15 protein-coding genes are annotated in these 17,556 nt (G+C 71.9%); 8 read left to right on the forward strand and 7 right to left on the reverse strand.

All coding sequences use genetic code 11. The features are described from left to right. Positions 1 to 20: 20 nt before the first annotated feature. Positions 21 to 908 (forward strand): coiled-coil domain-containing protein, encoded by an 888-nt coding sequence (locus tag ABT123_RS05430; RefSeq protein ID WP_351310019.1) that lies wholly within the window; start codon positions 21 to 23, stop codon positions 906 to 908. Positions 909 to 936: 28 nt separating this feature from the next. Here ABT123_RS05430 and ABT123_RS05435 read toward each other — a convergent pair whose 3' ends face one another. Further along, positions 937 to 1,800 carry an alpha/beta fold hydrolase gene (locus tag ABT123_RS05435; protein ID WP_351310021.1) on the reverse strand — a complete coding sequence of 288 codons (864 nt, stop codon included), beginning with the start codon at positions 1,798 to 1,800 and terminating at the stop codon, positions 937 to 939. A gap of 81 nt (positions 1,801 to 1,881) precedes the next feature. On the opposite strand from ABT123_RS05435, the gene ABT123_RS05440 reads away from it, so the two are divergent. Further along, positions 1,882 to 2,469: a CGNR zinc finger domain-containing protein gene (locus ABT123_RS05440; RefSeq protein ID WP_351310022.1), complete on the forward strand. Its 588-nt coding sequence runs from the start codon at positions 1,882 to 1,884 to the stop codon at positions 2,467 to 2,469. 3 nt (positions 2,470 to 2,472) lie between these two features. Here the strand turns inward: ABT123_RS05440 and ABT123_RS05445 are convergent, their stop codons facing one another. Continuing rightward, positions 2,473 to 3,354 (reverse strand): hypothetical protein, encoded by an 882-nt coding sequence (locus tag ABT123_RS05445; protein ID WP_351310023.1) that lies wholly within the window; start codon positions 3,352 to 3,354, stop codon positions 2,473 to 2,475. Between the two features lie 128 nt (positions 3,355 to 3,482). Between ABT123_RS05445 and ABT123_RS05450 the strand changes: the two genes are divergently transcribed. Further along, positions 3,483 to 3,845, forward strand: coding sequence for a DUF4180 domain-containing protein (locus ABT123_RS05450; protein WP_351310025.1), 363 nt, complete (start codon positions 3,483 to 3,485; stop codon positions 3,843 to 3,845). A gap of 7 nt (positions 3,846 to 3,852) precedes the next feature. Here ABT123_RS05450 and ABT123_RS05455 read toward each other — a convergent pair whose 3' ends face one another. Next, a complete protein-coding gene (locus ABT123_RS05455) occupies positions 3,853 to 5,550 on the reverse strand; it encodes an MFS transporter (protein WP_502970874.1) in 1,698 nt (565 codons plus the stop codon). 302 nt (positions 5,551 to 5,852) lie between these two features. Here ABT123_RS05455 and ABT123_RS05460 point away from each other — a divergent pair, with 302 nt between their 5' ends. From ABT123_RS05460 to mfd, 3 genes are all read left to right on the forward strand, one after another. After that, complete coding sequence (locus ABT123_RS05460; RefSeq protein ID WP_502970875.1) at positions 5,853 to 6,662, forward strand: ABC transporter ATP-binding protein; 810 nt, start codon at positions 5,853 to 5,855, stop codon at positions 6,660 to 6,662. Next, positions 6,659 to 9,235, forward strand: coding sequence for an ABC transporter permease (locus ABT123_RS05465; RefSeq protein ID WP_351310028.1), 2,577 nt, complete (start codon positions 6,659 to 6,661; stop codon positions 9,233 to 9,235). The genes ABT123_RS05460 and ABT123_RS05465 overlap by 4 nt, the downstream gene beginning before the upstream one ends. Positions 9,236 to 9,475: 240 nt before the next feature. Further along, positions 9,476 to 13,015 carry a transcription-repair coupling factor gene (gene mfd / locus ABT123_RS05470; protein WP_351310030.1) on the forward strand — a complete coding sequence of 1,180 codons (3,540 nt, stop codon included), beginning with the start codon at positions 9,476 to 9,478 and terminating at the stop codon, positions 13,013 to 13,015. 69 nt (positions 13,016 to 13,084) lie between these two features. On the opposite strand, the gene ABT123_RS05475 is transcribed toward mfd, so the two are convergent. Further along, on the reverse strand, positions 13,085 to 13,258 hold the full coding sequence (locus ABT123_RS05475) for an Rv0909 family putative TA system antitoxin (RefSeq protein WP_351310031.1): 174 nt from the start codon (positions 13,256 to 13,258) through the stop codon (positions 13,085 to 13,087). An 86-nt stretch (positions 13,259 to 13,344) separates the two neighbouring features. On the opposite strand from ABT123_RS05475, the gene ABT123_RS05480 reads away from it, so the two are divergent. Next, complete coding sequence (locus ABT123_RS05480) at positions 13,345 to 14,067, forward strand: HNH endonuclease family protein (RefSeq protein ID WP_351310033.1); 723 nt, start codon at positions 13,345 to 13,347, stop codon at positions 14,065 to 14,067. Between the two features lie 18 nt (positions 14,068 to 14,085). Here the strand turns inward: ABT123_RS05480 and ABT123_RS05485 are convergent, their stop codons facing one another. Further along, positions 14,086 to 14,649, reverse strand: coding sequence for a TetR/AcrR family transcriptional regulator (locus tag ABT123_RS05485; protein WP_351310034.1), 564 nt, complete (start codon positions 14,647 to 14,649; stop codon positions 14,086 to 14,088). Between the two features lie 60 nt (positions 14,650 to 14,709). Between ABT123_RS05485 and ABT123_RS05490 the strand changes: the two genes are divergently transcribed. Continuing rightward, positions 14,710 to 15,765 carry an NAD(P)H-dependent flavin oxidoreductase gene (locus ABT123_RS05490; protein WP_351310036.1) on the forward strand — a complete coding sequence of 352 codons (1,056 nt, stop codon included), beginning with the start codon at positions 14,710 to 14,712 and terminating at the stop codon, positions 15,763 to 15,765. Positions 15,766 to 15,866: 101 nt separating this feature from the next. On the opposite strand, the gene ABT123_RS05495 is transcribed toward ABT123_RS05490, so the two are convergent. Together ABT123_RS05495 and ABT123_RS05500 are read right to left on the reverse strand one after the other, a co-directional pair. Beyond that, complete coding sequence (locus ABT123_RS05495) at positions 15,867 to 16,679, reverse strand: hypothetical protein (RefSeq protein ID WP_351310038.1); 813 nt, start codon at positions 16,677 to 16,679, stop codon at positions 15,867 to 15,869. A gap of 166 nt (positions 16,680 to 16,845) precedes the next feature. Further along, positions 16,846 to 17,541 carry an Rv1352/Rv1906c domain-containing protein gene (locus ABT123_RS05500; RefSeq protein ID WP_351310039.1) on the reverse strand — a complete coding sequence of 232 codons (696 nt, stop codon included), beginning with the start codon at positions 17,539 to 17,541 and terminating at the stop codon, positions 16,846 to 16,848. Positions 17,542 to 17,556: the final 15 nt, after the last annotated feature.

Consider the following 17,556-nt stretch of genomic DNA (forward strand, 5'->3'; position numbering starts at 1 on the left):
CTTCCAGGATGAGTGCACCCATGTCACCTCAACCGCACCGCTTCACCACCGTCCGCGGGCGCGCCTACCGCATGGAGGACGTCGACCGCTATCTGTCCCGGCTGTCCGTGAGCCGGGACGAGGCCTGGGAGCGGGTGGCCCGGCTGACCGTCCTCGCCAAGCGGATGGAGGCGGAGGCGGTGCGGCTGCGCGAGGCGGTGGACCGGCTGGCTCCGCAGACGTACGACGATCTGAGCGAGCGGGCCCGCCGGATCCTCTTCCTCGCCGAGGAGGAGGCGGATGCGCTGCGGACGGACGCGCGGGCGGACGCCTCGGCGGCGGCGGGTGCCGCCGAGGCGCACGCGGAGCGGGTGGCGGAGCTGGCCCGGGCCGATGCGCAGGCGGTCCGTGAGCAGACGGAGGTGCGGGCCGGGCAGGGGCTGCTGCGGGCCGGGCAGGAGGCGGAGGAGCTGCGGGCCCAGGCCCGCGCGGAGACCGGGGAGTGGCGGGCGGAGGCCCAGGCGGCGCTGGTGGAGATGCGGCGGCGGTCGGAGGCGCTGCTCGAGGACCGCGAGGCGGAGCAGGCGGAGCGGTGGGAGGCGGCGGAGCGGGAGTTCGCGGCCCGGGCCGAGGAGATCCGGGTACGGCACGAGGAGCTGGAGGCGTACGGGCAGGAGCGGCTGACGGAGGCGCGGCGGGCGTTCGCCGAGGCCGAGGAGGCGGCGCGGCACGGGCAGGAGGACGCGGAGGCGCGGGCCGCCGAGCTGCTTGCCGAGGCGCGGGTCCGGGAGGAGCGGATCGGCCGGGAGACGGACCGGGTGCTGCGGGAGCATGTGGAGGCGCAGGAGGAGATGCGGGCGCATATGAACCATGTCCGGTCCAGCCTGGCGGCGTTGACCGGCCGGGCCCCGGCGGAGGACTCGCTCTGAGCCGCGCTCTGGGCCGCACTCTGAGCCTTTAGGCCCGGTCCGGGCGGAGCCGGGCGAGGAAGTCCTCGATCAGCGGGGTGATCTCGGGCAGGTGGGTTTCCAGCGCGAAGTGGCCGGCGTCCTCGAAGAGGTGGAGTTCGGCCTCGGGGAGGTCGCGCAGGTAGGCCTTGGCGCCGGCCGTGGTGAAGAAGGGGTCGCCGGCTCCCCACAGGATCAGGGTGGGCGGGCGGTGGGTGCGGAGCCATTCCTGCCAGGCGGGGTAGCGGTCCACATTGGTGCGGTAGTCGAAGGCCAGGTCGGTCTGGGCGTCGGCGCGGCCGGGCAGGTCGAGGAAGTACTGGTCCAGGGCCGGGGCGCCGGGGTCGAGGCGGGTGGGGTCGGCGAGCCCGGCCTCGTACTGGAAGCGGGTGCCGGCGGGGGTGAACAGGCTGCGGACGGCTTCCTCGTCGCCCGGGGTCTCGCGGCGGCGGGCGATGAGCTCCCGGGCCCCGTCGGAGAGGCCGTCCTCGTAGGCGTTGGCGTTCTGCACGATCAGGGCGGTGATCCGCTCGGGGCGGCGGGTGGCCAGGCGGAGGCCGACCGGGCCGCCGAAGTCGAAGAGGTAGAGCGCGTACGTGTCGAGGTGGAGGGCGTCGGTGAAGGCCTCGGTGATGTCGGCGAGCCGGTCGAAGGTGTACGTGAAGCCGGCGGGGGCTTCGGTGTGGCCGAAGCCGGGGTAGTCGGGGGCGATCAGCCGGTACCGGTCGGCGAAGGTGTCGATGAGTCGGCGGAACTGGTGGGAGCCGGTCGGGAATCCGTGCAGGAGCAGCAGTGCCGGGGCGTCGGCGGGGCCGGCCTCGCGGTAGAAGACGCGGACGCCGTCGATGTCGATGTGGCGGTTCCGGATGTCCATCACATGCCTCCTAGGGCTTCGATGGCATTAGGTTCTCCGATCATGGCTAATCCGTCAAGCGACTCAAGTACCATTAGGCGGGTGACTGCGAACGCGATGGGGGCCGTGACCTTCCCCCTCACCGGCGAGCCGCTCGCCCTCGACCTGCTCAACACCCGGCCCCCGGCGACCGGGGACCTGATCGGCGACCCGGCCGGCCTCACCGCCTGGCTGGGCGAGCAGGCGGGCCGGCTGACACCGGTCGCGGCGGTGGGCGCGGCCGAGCTGGCCGCCGTACACGCCGTACGGGAGGCCGCGGGTGCCGCGCTGCGTGCCGCGGCGGAGGGCGGCCGGCCGCCTGCGGCGGCGCTGCGCGCGCTGAACGGGGCCATGGCGGGGGCGCCGGCCCAACGCGAGCTGGAGTGGACCGAGACGGACGGCCTCACGGCGGCCCGGCGCAGGCCGGCCGCCCCCGCGGCCCGCCTGGCTGCGGAACTGGCGGAGGCGGCGGCCGAGCTGCTGACCGACCCGCGGGTCACCTCGGTGCGGGCCTGCGAGGCGGAGGACTGCGTCCTGCTGTTCCTGCCGGCCCACCCGCGCCGCCGCTGGTGCGTGGCCTCGGCCTGCGGCAACCGCACCCGGGTGGCCCGCTACTATGCCCGCCACAAGGCGGACCGGGGTGAGTCCTAGGACCTAGGCGTCGGGGGCCGGGCGCTGGGGGATCACGGTCGGTGCCGGCGCGGCATCCGCGGCAGCCGGGGCGGCCGGGGTGAAGGGGTACGGGTCGCTGCGGAGGCCGGATGCGGTGACCACCACCGCCTGGGTGCCGGTGAGCGGTCCCGGGCGGTCCACGACCAGGCGGCCGTTGTCGAGGCGGGCCTCGGTTTCGGTGCCGTTGAAGGACACGCTCGCCGCGTCCGGCCGGAAGCCGCCGCCCGACAGGGTGACCGGCCCGCCGGGGGCCTCCTGGCGGACGTCGGTGATCACCGGGGTGGGCCTGGCCGCCATCTTGTTCAGCAGGTAGGCGCCGGCCGGGGCCCCGGTCAGGGCCCAGATCTGTTCCGGCAGCCGGGGGAGCCCGGCGCCGATGTCGCTCAGGAAGAAGGCCACCACATAGGCCATGGTGACCGCGCTCAGGGCGACGTACTGGAGGTCGACGAGATCGGTGCGCCCGCCGTCGTTCGCGATGAGGTCGCGGACCGGCCGCGGGCCGGAGCCGGGCCCCGGACCGGGCTTGGCCAGCGTGCCCTGCTCGACCCGCAGTCCGACCACCGCCTTCGCGGCGATCAGGGCCACGTACGGTCCGCCGAGCAGGGGCAGGTAGACGGTGGCGAGCGGGGCGAGCGGGCCGTCGGGGCGGTGGAAGTACGCGATCCCGTCCCCGGCGAGGATCCCGTACCCCAGGACGACCAGCAGCAGCCAGACCAGGACGACCGTCCAGGCCAGGGCCAGGGTGGTGGAGGTGGACAGCCGGCCGTCCCGGCCGGTGATGAACGCGGGCTGTTTGCGCAGCCGTACGATCACCGGCCCGGCCAGCGCGCCCAGCGTCAGCAGTGCGAAGAAAGCGGAAAGCATGCTCGTCCCCCCGGTAGGTGCCCCGTGCAGTGGTCTATCGCGTGGCGGAGGCCATGACAAGGGCGACCCGGCGGCGGCTCCGGAATTGCCTCGACGCCGCCCGCCCCTGCCGCCTAGCCTCGGTCGCTATGACCGAGTTGCAGACCGTCCACGACGTGCCCGTGCTGGTGTTCCCCGCCGAGGGTGAGCCCATCGGCTGTGAACGCGATGCCCTGGACTGCATCGGGGAGGCCGGCTACCTGGGCGCCCGATGGGCGGTCATCCCCGCCGAACGCTTCGACGAGGCGTTCTTCCGGCTGAGTACCCGGGTGGCGGGCGACATCGTCCAGAAGTTCGTGAACTACCGGGTGGGGCTGGTCGTCCTCGGCGACATCTCCCCGTACACCGAAGCCAGTCCGGCGCTGCGGGACTTCGTCCGGGAATGCAACCGCGGGCTCCACACCTGGTTCCTCGCCGATACCGAGGAGCTGTACGAGCGCCTGAAGGGCTGAGCGGCGGCTATGCGGTCCGGCCGCCGCTCCGGGGGGCGCGGACCGGGCCGGCCGGCGGGTCCTCCAGCTGTTCGGGGAGGACCTGGAACCGGCGCGGGGCCATCAGCAGCAGGACCAGCAGGGCCGCGACCGCCGCCGCGGCGGCACCCACGTAGACATGGTCCACCGCGCTGGTCACGGCCCCGCGCAGATAGTCCGCCGCGGCATCGGTGAGCGCCGCCGGGTCCTCCAACGCCCGGGTGACCTCGTCGAGATGGGCCGGCAGTCCGGGCACCGGCGCATCGGCCAGCCGCGCCGCGAGGGTGGCGTTGGCGATCGCGCCGAACACCGCGGCGCCCACGCTCTGGCCCACCTGCCGGCAGAACAGCACCGATGCGGTGGTCACCCCGCGTTCCGCCCAGCCCACCGTGGACTGGACCCCGACGACCAGCGGCAGCTGGAACAGTCCGAGCGCACCGCCGAGCGCCAGCATCAGCAGGGCCGGCTGCCAGGGTTGGGCGGGGTGCGGGAGGAGGGGGAAGGCCGCGAGGCAGAGGAAGGCCAGGCCGATGCCGAGGGCGGCGGAGTTGCGGAAGCCGATCCGCCGGTAGACGTGCTGGCTGACCGCGGCGGAGATCGGCCAGCTCAGGGTCATCGCGGACATCACGAAGCCGGCCGCGATCGGGTCGAGGCCGAGCGCGGACTGCGCGTAGGTGGGCAGGAAGACCATCGGCGCGACCATGACCAGGCCCAGGGCGGCCATGGCCAGGTTGACCGCGGCGATGGTGCGCCGGCGCCAGACCCAGCCCGGCAGGATCGGTTCCGCAGCGCGTCGTTCCACGTACACCACGAGTACGGCGAGCAACGCGGTCGCACCGAACAGGCCGAGGGACGGCGCCGACAGCCAGGGCCAGGCCACCCCGCCCTGCACCAGGGCGAACAGCAGCAGCCCGCCGCAGGCGAACACGCAGGCGGCGCCCGCCCAGTCGATCCGGGCCAGCCGGGCCGCGGCCGGGAGGGCGGAGGCCGGCCGGGCCGGCTCGCGCAGGTGGCGGGCGGTGAGCCAGAGGGCGAGGGCGCCGAAGGGCAGGTTGAGCAGGAAGATCCAGCGCCAGTCCGCGTAGGCGGCGAGCAGCCCGCCGAAGGCCGGCCCGGCGATCGCGGAGACGGCCCACACGGTGGACATCCGGGCCTGGATCCTGGGCCGGTCCTTGAGCGGGTACAGGTCGGCGGCGAGGGTCTGCACGGTGCCCTGGATGGCGCCGCCGCCCAGGCCCTGGACGATACGGAAGGCGATCAGCGCGGCCATGTTCCAGGCGGAGGCGCAGAGCAGGGCGCCGACCAGGAAGAGGGCGGTGCCGGCCAGCAGGACGGGCTTGCGGCCGAAGGTGTCGGAGAGCTTGCCGTACACGGGGAGGGTGACGGTGACGGCGAGCAGGTAGCCGGAGAAGAGCCAGGAGAAGACGGAGAAGCCGCCGAGGTCGCCGACGATCTGGGGGACGGCGGTGGAGACGATGGTGCCTTCGAGGGCGACGAGCGCCATACCGAGCATGAGCGCGGCCACCAGAGCCGGCCGCGGCCGGCCGGGCGCCCGCCCAGCCTCGCCCGCCTGCTCTGCCTCGCCCGCCTGCCCCGCTCCGCCTCCGGCCCCGCCTGCCGTACCCGCCGTGCCGGATCCGTCGGCGCCCGTGTCCCCCGCCCCCACCTTGATCCTTTCACCGTGCACGTATCTTCCGGGCAACACCTTCTCACCCGGCCCGCACCGCGCGGTATCCCTCAGGGCGCCTCCCCCTGGAGGGGGAGGACCCCTAGGGGTTGCTCCTCACATTGGGCCAGGGTCCTTTCGTCCCGGCGGAGGACGAGGAAAGTCCCGGCCGGTCCTTAACTGGTTCCTACGGGCAACGGGGGGCGTTGCCGGGGGGTGGGGTTAACCCCCGGACGGATACGGAGATCGGCACCAGGGTGCCGGGCACCCCTCGCGGCACAGACTTGCAACGCGACGAAGCAACCGCGACGAAGCGACACCGGATGCGAACGAGGAGAAATACCGTGACAACGGCTGTGACCGAAACCAGGCACGGGGGTACTGGAGGGCGTACGGCCGTCGCGGCACGAGCGCGGCAGGTCCTGAAGGCCTACGGCGCGGGCGAGACCCGGGTGGTGGCGCTCGACCACGTCGACGTGGACATCCACCGCGGTCAGTTCACCGCGATCATGGGTCCGTCCGGTTCCGGCAAGTCCACGCTGATGCACTGCCTGGCCGGTCTCGACACGGTGACCGGCGGCCAGATCTACCTGGACGACACCGAGATCACCGGGCTGAAGGACAAGAAGCTCACCCGGCTGCGCCGCGACCGGATCGGCTTCATCTTCCAGGCCTTCAACCTGCTCCCGACGCTCAACGCGCTGGAGAACATCACCCTCCCCATGGACATCGCGGGCCGCAAGCCCGATGCGGAGTGGCTGAACCGGGTCGTGGAGACCGTCGGTCTCGCGGGCCGGCTCAAGCACCGTCCCACCCAGCTCTCCGGCGGCCAGCAGCAGCGGGTCGCGGTCGCCCGTGCCCTCGCCGCCCGCCCCGAGATCATCTTCGGTGACGAGCCGACCGGAAACCTGGACTCCCGGGCCGGTGCCGAGGTGCTCGGCTTCCTCCGCCGCTCCGTCGACGAGCTCGGCCAGACCATCGTCATGGTCACCCACGACCCGGTGGCCGCGTCCTACGCCGACCGCGTCCTCTACCTCGCGGACGGCCGGATCGTGGACGAGATGTACAACCCCACCGCCGACCAGGTGCTCGACCGTATGAAGGACTTCGACGCGCGCGGGCGGACCTCATGACCGTCCTCAAGACCTCGATGCGCAACTTCCTTGCGCACAAGGGGCGGATGGCGCTGTCCGCCATCGCCGTCCTGCTGTCCGTCGCCTTCGTCTGCGGCACCCTGGTGTTCACCGACACCATGAACACCACCTTCGACAAGCTCTTCGCCGTCTCCAGCGCCGATGTGACGGTCAGCCCGAAGGACGCCAAGAGCGGCGACGACAACCCGCAGACCGGCAAGCCCCTGGCCCTCGCCGGCAGCGCCGTCGCGCAGGTCGCCAAGGCGGAGGGGGTCAAGTCCGTCGAGGGCGGCGTCATGTCGATGTCCGTCACCGTCGTCAACTCCAAGAACGAGAACCTGGGTTCGACCACCGGTGCCCCGACCCTGGCGGGCAACTGGACCGAGAACGAACTCAAGTCCATGAAGATCACCTCCGGGCAGGCCCCGCGCGGCCCCACCGAGGTGATGCTCGACGCCGACACGGCCAAGAAGCACAAGCTGAAGCTGGGCGACGAGATCCGCACCATCGCCATCACCGGTGACATCCGGGCCAAGATCTCCGGCATCGCTTCCTTCACCGTCACCAACCCGGGTGCGGCCGTCGTCTACTTCGACACCGCCACCGCGCAGAAGCAGCTGCTCGGCACCGTCGGCGCGTTCACCCACCTCAACGTCGTCGCCAAGGACGGCGTGAGCGACGAGCAGCTCAAGCGATACGTGGCCACCGCCGTCGGCGCGGACACCTACAAGCTGCAGACCGCCAAGGAAGCCGCGGACGCCAACCGCAAGGACGTCGGCTCCTTCCTCAACGTCATGAAGTACGTGATGCTCGGCTTCGCCGGCATCGCCTTCCTGGTCGGCATCTTCCTCATCTTCAACACCTTCTCCATGCTGGTCGCCCAGCGGACCCGCGAGATCGGCCTGATGCGCGCCATCGGCTCCGACCGCTCCCAGATCAACCGCTCCGTCCTCACCGAGGCCTTCCTGCTCGGTGTGGTGGGCTCGATCCTCGGCGTCGGCGCGGGCGTCGGCCTGGCCATCGGCCTCATGAAGCTCATGGGCCAGCTCGGCATGAACCTGTCCACAGACGACCTGACCGTTCTGTGGACCACCCCGGTCATCGGCCTGATCCTCGGTGTCGTCGTCACCGTCGTCGCCGCCTGGATCCCGGCCCGCCGGGCCTCCCGGGTCTCCCCGATGGCTGCCCTCCGCGACGCCGGCACCCCCGGCGACCGCAAGGCCGGCATCGTCCGCGCCGTCATCGGCCTGGTCCTGACCGGCGCCGGCACCGCCGCGCTGCTGATGTCCGCCAACGCCGACAAGGCGAAGGACGGTTCGCTCTGGCTGGGCCTGGGCATCGTGCTCAGCCTGATCGGCTTCATCGTGATCGGCCCGCTGCTCGCGGGTGCCGTGGTCCGGGTGCTCTCCGGGGTCGTCCTCCGGCCCTTCGGTTCGGTCGGCCGGCTCGCCGAGCGCAACGCCCTGCGCAACCCCCGCCGTACGGGTGCCACGGCCGCCGCGCTGATGATCGGACTGGCGCTGGTCGCCTGCCTGTCGGTGGTCGGATCCTCGATGGTGGCCTCCGCCACCGACGAACTCGACAAGTCGGTGGGCGCGGACTACATCGTCAGCTCCGAGACCGGCCAGCCGGTCCTGCCGCAGGCCGAGCAGGTCATGCGCACCGCCAAGAACATCGACCACGTCACCGCCTACCGCGAGGTCGAGGCCAAGGTCACCGCCCCGGACGGGTCCGCCGCGGACACCGAGCTCAGCGTCACCGACCCCACGTACCCGCAGGACGTACGCCGCAAGATGGCGGCCGGCGAGCACCAGGACGCGTACAAGCCGGGCTCCATGGCGGTCGGGTCGATCTACGCGAACGAGCACCGCATCAAGGTCGGCGACGAGATGACGGTCGCCTTCAAGGGCGGCAAGACCGTCAAGCTGAAGGTCGCCGCGATCACCCTCGACGAGGGCAACCTCGACAAGGGCGCGAAGTACATCAGCACCGCCGTCGCCCAGGCGAACGTGCCGGCCGACCTCCTGCCGCGCCCGTTCATGCTGCTCGGCAAGGCGAAGGACGGCCAGGCCGAGGCCGCGTACGCCGGCCTGAAGACGGCCATGGCCGAGTACCCGCAGTACAAGGTCCGCAACCAGGCCGACTACAAGCAGGCCCTCAAGGACCAGGTCGGCACCCTGCTCAACATGGTCTACGGCCTGCTGGCCCTCGCGATCATCGTCGCGATCCTGGGTGTGGTGAACACCCTGGCCCTGTCGGTGGTCGAGCGGACCCGCGAGATCGGCCTGATGCGCGCCATCGGCCTCTCCCGCCGCCAGCTGCGCCGCATGATCCGCCTGGAGTCGGTGGTCATCGCCCTCTTCGGCGCCCTGCTGGGCCTCGGCCTGGGCATGGGCTGGGGCGCGACCGCGCAGCAGCTGCTCGCGCTGGAAGGCCTGAAGGTGCTGGAGATCCCGTGGGGCACGATCCTCGGGGTGTTCATCGGATCGGCCTTCGTGGGCCTGTTCGCGGCCCTGGTCCCGGCCTTCCGGGCCGGCCGGATGAACGTCCTGAACGCCATCGCCACCGAGTAGCCGGCTGGATAGCGGCTCGCGGCTCGCGGCTGTGGTGTGGTGGCTCCGGTCTCCCTCGGGGGAGGGACCGGGGCCACCGGCGTTTTCCGAAGGCCTCCTGGACCACGCCCTGCGCAATCCCTCGCGCGGGTGACGGACCCCCGTCGTAGGCTGGGACCCCCGGCCCGTGAGACGTGTCGGGCCCCTCGCGTTGCCCCGAGAACCCCGAGATCAACGAATCCTCCGGACGGAAAGCCCTTCATGAGCCTGCACGGACTGCTCGACGCCGTCATCCGGGACCCCGCTCTCACCGAGGCGGTCAAGGCAGCCGCCGACGGGAACCGGATGTACGTGGACCTGGTCGGTCCGCCCGCCGCCCGGCCCTTCGCGATCGCCGCACTGGCCCGGCGTACCGAGCGGACCGTGCTCGCCGTCACCGCCACCGGGCGGGAGGCCGAGGACCTGGCCGCCGCCCTCCGGTCGCTGGTGCCCCCGGACCAGCAGAGCTCGATCGTCGACTACCCGTCCTGGGAGACCCTGCCGCACGAGCGGCTGTCCCCGCGCTCCGACACCGTCGGCAGGCGGCTGGCCGTGCTCCGCCGGCTCACCCACCCCAGCAAGGACGACCCGGCCGCCGGCCCCGTCTCCGTGGTGGTCGCGCCCATCCGGTCCGTGCTCCAGCCGCAGGTCAAGGGGCTCGGCGAGCTGGTTCCGGTCGCCCTGCGGCAGGGCGAGTCCGTCGATCTCGGCGAGGTCACCGAGGCCCTCGCGGCTGCCGCCTACGCCCGCGTGGAACTGGTGGAGAAGCGCGGCGAGTTCGCCGTACGCGGCGGCATCCTCGACGTGTTCCCGCCCACCGAGGAGCACCCCCTCCGGATCGAGTTCTGGGGCGACGAGGTCGAGGAGATCCGCTACTTCAAGGTCGCCGACCAGCGCTCCCTGGAGGTCGCCGAGCACGGGCTGTGGGCCCCGCCGTGCCGGGAACTGCTGCTGACCGCCGACGTGCGGGAGCGGGCCGCGGCCCTGGCCCAGGCCCACCCCGAGCTCGCCGAACTCCTCGACAAGATCGCCGAGGGGATCGCCGTCGAGGGCATGGAATCCCTCGCCCCGGTCCTGGTCGACGACATGGAGCTGCTGCTCGACGTGCTCCCCGCCGGGGCGATGACGGTGGTCTGCGACCCCGAGCGGGTCCGCACCCGGGCCGCCGACCTCGTCGCCACCAGCCAGGAGTTCCTCCAGGCCTCCTGGGCCGCCACCGCCGGCGGCGGCGTGGCCCCCATCGACGTCGGCGCGGCCAGCCTGTGGGGCATCGCGGACGTCCGCGACCGGGCCCGCGAGCTCGGCATGATGTGGTGGTCCGTCTCGCCCTTCGCCGCGGACGAGGAGCTCACGGGCGACTCCCTCACCCTGGGCCTGCACGCCGCCGAGGCCTACCGGGGCGACACCGCCCGCGCCCTGGCCGACACCAAGGGCCGGCTTGCCGACGGCTGGCGCACCGTCTACGTCACCGAGGGCCACGGCCCCGCGGTCCGCACCGTGGAGGTGCTCGGCGGGGAGGGCATCCCGGCCCGCCTGGAAGCCGACCTCGGCACCCTGGAACCCGCGCTGGTGCACGTGGCCTGCGGCGCCCTCGACACCGGGTTCGTCCACGAGGAGCTGCGGATCGCCGTCCTCACCGAGACCGATCTGACCGGGCAGCGCACCGCCAGCAAGGACCTCGGCCGGATGCCCACCCGGCGCCGCAAGACCATCGATCCGCTGACCCTGGAGGTCGGCGACTACATCGTCCACGAACAGCACGGCGTCGGCCGCTACATCGAGATGGTGCAGCGCACCGTGCAGGGCGCCACCCGCGAATACCTGCTCGTCGAGTACGCCCCGGCCAAGCGCGGCCAGCCCGGCGACCGCCTCTACATCCCCACCGACCAGCTGGAGCAGGTCACCAAGTACGTCGGCGGCGAGGCTCCCACCCTGCACCGGCTGGGCGGCGCCGACTGGACCAAGACCAAGCAGAAGGCGAAGAAGGCGGTCAAGGAGATCGCCGCCGACCTGATCAGGCTGTACAGCGCGCGGATGGCCGCCCCCGGCCATGTCTTCGGCCCGGACACCCCCTGGCAGCGCGAGCTGGAGGACGCCTTCCCGTACGCGGAGACGCCCGACCAGCTCACCACCATCGCCGAGGTCAAGGAGGACATGGAGAAGTCGGTCCCGATGGACCGGCTGATCTGCGGTGACGTCGGCTACGGCAAGACCGAGATCGCGGTCCGGGCGGCCTTCAAGGCGGTCCAGGACGGCAAGCAGGTCGCCGTGCTCGTCCCCACCACCCTGCTGGTGCAGCAGCACTTCGGAACCTTCTCCGAGCGGTACGCGCAGTTCCCGGTCCATGTGAAGGCGCTGTCCCGGTTCCAGACCGACACCGAGTCCAAGGCCACCCTGGAAGGCCTCCGGGAGGGCTCGGTGGACGTGGTCATCGGCACCCACCGGCTGTTCTCGCAGGAGACGAAGTTCAAGGACCTGGGCCTGGTCATCGTCGACGAGGAGCAGCGGTTCGGCGTCGAGCACAAGGAGCAGCTGAAGAAGCTCCGCGCCAACGTGGACGTACTGACCATGTCGGCCACGCCCATTCCCCGCACCCTGGAGATGGCGGTCACCGGCATCCGCGAGATGTCCACCATCACCACCCCGCCGGAGGAGCGGCACCCGGTGCTGACCTTCGTCGGCCCGTACGAGCAGAAGCAGATCGGCGCGGCCATCCGGCGCGAACTGCTGCGCGAGGGGCAGGTCTTCTACATCCACAACCGGGTCGAGTCCATCGACCGGGCCGCCGCCAAGCTCCGCGAGATCGTGCCGGAGGCGCGGATCGCGACCGCGCACGGGCAGATGGGCGAGACCGCCCTGGAGCAGGTCGTGGTCGACTTCTGGGAGAAGAAGTTCGATGTGCTGGTGTCCACGACGATCGTGGAGTCCGGCATCGACATCTCCAACGCCAACACCCTGATCGTGGAGCGCGGCGACAACTTCGGCCTCTCCCAGCTGCACCAGCTGCGCGGCCGGGTCGGCCGTGGCCGCGAGCGCGGGTACGCCTACTTCCTCTACCCGCCGGAGAAGCCGCTGACCGAGACCGCGCACGAGCGGCTGGCGACCATCGCCCAGCACACCGAGATGGGCGCGGGCATGTACGTGGCCATGAAGGACCTGGAGATCCGCGGCGCGGGCAATCTGCTCGGCGGGGAGCAGTCCGGCCATATCGCGGGCGTCGGGTTCGACCTGTACGTACGGATGGTGGGCGAGGCGGTCGCCGACTACCGGGCCTCGTTGGAGGGCGGGGTCGAGGAGGAGCCGCCGCTGGAGGTCAAGATCGAGCTGCCGGTGGACGCACATGTCCCGCACGACTACGCGCCGGGCGAGCGGCTGCGCCTCCAGGCGTACCGGTCGATCGCCGCGGCCAACTCGGAGGCCGACATCAAGGCCGTCCGGGAGGAACTCACCGACCGCTACGGCAAGCTGCCCGAGCCGGTGGAGAACCTGCTGCTGGTGGCCGGGCTGCGGATGCTGGCGCGGGCCTGCGGGGTCGGCGACATCACCCTGCAGGGCACCAACATCCGCTTCGGGCCGGTGGAGTTGCGGGAATCGCAGGAGCTGCGGCTGAAGCGGCTCTACCCGGGGTCGGTCATCAAGCCGGCCACCTCGCAGGTGCTGGTCCCGCGGCCGAAGACCGGCAAGATCGGCGGCAAGCCGCTGGTCGGGCGGGAACTGCTCGCCTGGACCGGCGAATTCCTCAGCACGATCCTCGGGTCGTAGCCCTCGCGGTGGGCGGTACAACGGCGGCAGCCGCGGCATACGTGCCGCGGCTGCCGCCGTGCGGACCGCCTACTTGTTGGGGTCTTCGTCGATGCCGAGCTTGTCTTCCGCCTGCTGCTGGGCCTGGTCGATCTTCTCGGTGTACTTGCCGCCGGACCGCTCGTTGGCCTCTTGCTCGGCCTTGTCGGACATCTCCTTGCCCTTGCCCTTGGCCTGGTCCTTGAACCTGTCGAAAATCCCCATGCGAGAACTCCTTAGGTACCCCTGTATGTGACGCTACGCCGGTTTTGATCCATTCGCTCGCCGGGGGCGGTTTAGGATCTTGACTCATGCGCTCCCGCCTGGTGCCCTCCGTCGTCCTCCTGGTCCTCGCCGTGTCCGGCTGCTCCGGCTCCGGCTCGTCCTCGGGTGCCCCCGCCCCCGGCCCCGGCCCGGCCGACGGGGCCAACGCGCTTGCCGCCGTCGGGCAGCTGGCCGTCAAGGGGCGGGCGCCGAAGACCGGGTACGAGCGCGCCCAGTTCGGCACGGCGTGGCTGGACACCGACAACAACGGCTGCGGGACCCGCGACGACATACTCAAACGGGACCTGGCGGCCACCTCGTTCAAGGGCGGCGACTGCACGGTGGCTTCGGGGGTGCTGGAGAAGGATCCGTACACGGGGGAGCGGATCGCCTTCGAACGCGGCAAGTCGGGCGGCGGTGTGGACATCGACCATGTGGTCGCGCTCTCGGACGCCTGGCAGAAGGGCGCCGGCTCCTGGGACAAGGGCAAGCGCATCGCCTTCGCCAACGATCCGCTGAACCTGCTGGCCGTGGAGGCGGCGGCCAACCGGAAGAAGGGCGACGCGGACGCGGCGACCTGGCTGCCGCCGGACCGGTCGTACCGCTGTACCTATGTCGCGGCCCAGGTCGCGGTGAAGCAGAAGTACCGGCTGTGGGTCACCGAGGGGGAGCGGGACGCGATGAAGCGGGTGCTGTCGGACTGCCCGGACCAGCGCCTCCCCACCGGCGGCAACCCCACCACACCTCCGGCCCGGCCGGCCCGCCAGTAGCTCTCCCCGCAGGGCGGGTCAGCGCGCCAGCAGGGGGGCCGTGCGGTCCCACAGGTTGTCCAGCAGGCCCGGGTCGCCGGCCAGTTTCGCGAACAGGACCATGCCCTCCAGCTGGGCCAGCACCGCCCGGGCGGTGTCCCGGCCGTGATCCGGCAGGGCCGCGTGCACCAGGTCGATCTGCTCATCGAAGATCTCCGCGAGCCGGGCCTGGATCACCTCGTCCCGGCCGCTCAGCTCCAGCGCCAGATTGCCGAACAGGCAGCCGTTCACAAAGCCGTGCTCAGCCTTGGCAGCGTGCTGTGCCGCCGCCTGGTCCTCGAACAGCCGGCGCAGTCGGTCCTCGCCCGCGGTGTCCGGGGCGGAGAGCGCGGCGGTCCAGGCCGGCCGCTGGGCGGCCCAGTGGGCGTTGACCGCCTCGACGGTCAGGGCCTGCTTCGATTCGAAGAAGTGATAGAAGCTGCCCTTCTTCACCTCGGCCCGGGCGCAGATCTCGGCGACCCCGATGGTGCCGTAACCGCGGCTCAGCATCAGCGCGCAGGCCGCGTCCAGCAGGCGTTCCCGTGCGGTGCTCGTCCGTCCCATGGCGCGAGTATACGACCGGTCGGCTGGTGAATAGTTGACCGGTCGTCTACTCTCCCGGTCATGACCTCCTTCGCAGAGCTCTTCGAACTGGAACATCCCATCGTGCAGGGCCCGTTCGGTGGCGGGCTGTCCTCGGTCGCGCTCGCCGCCGCCGTCTCCGGGGCGGGCGGACTCGGCTCGTACGGGGCGCACATCCTCACCCCCGCCGGCATCGGCGAACTGGTCGCCGAGCTGCGCGCAGCCACCGCCCGGCCGTTCGCCGTCAACCTCTGGGTGCCGCACCCCGACGAGGCCGCGGCCCCGCCGGACCCGGCGGCGCTCGCCCGGTACGCGGAGCGGATGCGGCCCTGGTACGAGGAGCTCGGGCTGGACCCGGCCTCCCTGGAACACCCGCCGCCGGCCCCGGAGTTCGCAGAGCAGGTCGAAGCGCTGCTCGCCGCGGCCCCGCCCGTGATCAGCTGGGTGATGGGCATTCCGGAGCCCGCCGTCCTGGCGGAGGCCCGGCGGCTGGGCATCCGTACGATCGGCACCGCGACCACGGTCGCGGAGGCGGAGGCGATCGAGGCGGCGGGCATGGACGCGGTCGTGGCCTCCGGCAGCGATGCGGGCGGCCACCGGGGTTCGTTCCTGCGGCCGGTGCACGAGTCGCTGGTGGGCACGTTCTCGCTGGTTCCGCAGGTGGCCCGGGCGGTGTCGGTGCCGGTGATCGCGGCGGGCGGCATCGCCGATGCGCGCGGGGTGGCGGCAGCTCTCGCGCTGGGCGCGGACGGGGTGCAGGTGGGCACCGGATTCCTGGCCACCGAGGAGTCGGGGGCCAGCGGGGTGCACCGGGCGGCCCTGGCCGGGCCCGAAGCCCGGTCGACCGTCCTGACCCGGGCGTTCTCCGGACGGCTCGCGCGGGCGATCCCGAACCGGTTCACCCGCGGGATGCTGCCGTACGAGGCGGAACTCGCGCCCTACCCGCTGCAGTACACCCTGACCCGGCCGGTACGGACGGCCGCGGGCCTGGAGGGCCACGGCGACCTCGCCAACCTGTGGGCCGGGCAGGCCGCCCCGCTCACCCGGCGCCGGCCGGCTGCGGAGTATCTGGCGGAGCTGGCGGCGGGGCTGCACTGACCTTCCGGTGGCTGCCGGGCCCCGGCACCGCGGACGTGCCGGGGCCCGGGGCCGCCCTCCCCTTGTGCGGCGGCTTCCCGGGCCGGGTCCGGGGCCTGCGGTCAGGCGCTGTCGTTGGAGCCGCCGCCCAGCTTGTCGCCGTCGACGATGTCCTTGTCGGCCGGGGCCTGGGTGTCGACCGGCTTGTTGAACTCGGAGAAGTTCAGCTCGCCGTTCTCCTTGCCGGTGACCGTGGCCTTGAGCATGAAGGGCTCGCCCTGGGTGGCGACCCAGTAGGTCTCGTCGCCGTCGGCGGTGGTGTTGGTGAGGGTGAACGCCGGGCCGGCGGGCAGCTGGGTCTCCTGGCCCTTGCGGGCGAGGGAGGCGGTGCCGAACTCGCCGAGCAGCTCGTCCAGGTCGCACATGGCGGATATTTCCTTGGAGTCCGCGGCGCTGGCCGTCTTCTTCACCCAGCGGTCGGCGAGCTGCTTGACCACCGCGTCCCGTTGGGCCTTGGGCGCGCCCTTCAGCGAGTTCCGGAAGAACTGGGCGTCGGCCTTGAAGTACAGGTAGGTGGGGTTCTTGATGATCTTCATCGACCCCTCTTTCGCCACGGATACGGAGCCCGCGCAGTCGCCGGTCTTGGTGATGGCCAAGTCCACGGTCATCGGCTTGCCGTCCTCCAGCACCTGGCCCTTGACCCGCAGCGTCTGGGCTGCGCGGGTGGCGGCGAGGGACTTCTCGGCGATCTCCGGGCCGGAGAGGTCGGCGAACGGAGCCTTGCTCACGCTCGGGCTGGGCGTCGGCGTGGCCGAAGTGCTCGCCTTGCTGCCGGACTTGGCGCTGTCGGCGGAGTCGGATCCGTTGCAGGCGGTCAGCCCGAGAAGGGCGGCCGAAGCCAGGGCGGCAGTGACGGTCACGCGGGCTGTTCGCATGAGAGGAACTTCCTGTGCGGAGGGTTTTGCCGGGCGAGGGGGGAGTGTAAGGGGCATTTAAGCGCAGCCTGTGGGCGGGGGGTGGGGCGGGGAGGGGAATGCCGGCCGGGGGAGGCCCGGGAGGGGCTGGCCGGGGAGGGAGTGGGAGGGGTGGGGCGGGGGAGGGTCAGCCGGTCTTCTTCCAGTCGGCGCAGCCGGTGGTCTTGAAGTAGCCGTCCTTCGGGGAGATCGTCACCACGGCCGGGCCGGTCGGGTTGTCGTTGGCGGCGATCGACTCCAGGCCGTGCTCGGCGTTCTTCGCGCGCTCCCAGTAGCAGCCGATGCTGCCCTCCGCCGGGCCGGCCGACTTGTAGGTGCCGGGGGCGATGTCGGCGCCGACCCGGACCATGCCGCCGTCGCCCTTGATCTCGGCCTTCGGGGTGCCGGACGGCTTGGCGTCCACCGCCTCCCAGTCCTTGCAGCCATTGGTCTTGAGGAGCTTGGCGGGTGCCTTGACGGTCACGTAGCTGGAGCCCGTCACATTGTCGTTCGCCATGATCGAGTCGAGCTCCCCGGAGGAGTCCTTGGCCAGCTCCCAGTAGCAGCCCGCGCCGCTGTTGCCGGTGGTCCGGTAGGTGCCGGGCTGGAGGTCCTTGCCGACCTCGAAGGTGCCATCGCCCTTGAACGCGGCCTTCTTCTCCTCCTTCTTCTCTTCCTTCTGCTCCTTCTGTGCGGTGGGCTGCGCGCCCTCGGCCGGCTTTCCGGTGGCCTTGGTCGAGGGAGCGGGCTTGTCGGTGTCGGAGCAGGCGCCGAGGGTGGCGAGGGCGAGCGCGACTCCCGCGCCGGTGAGGGCGGTGCGGGCGAACTTCGAGACGTGCGACATGAGTTGCGTCCTTCG

The sequence above is a fragment of the Streptomyces sp. NPDC002054 genome (assembly GCF_040296685.1).
GTDB lineage: Bacteria > Actinomycetota > Actinomycetes > Streptomycetales > Streptomycetaceae > Streptomyces.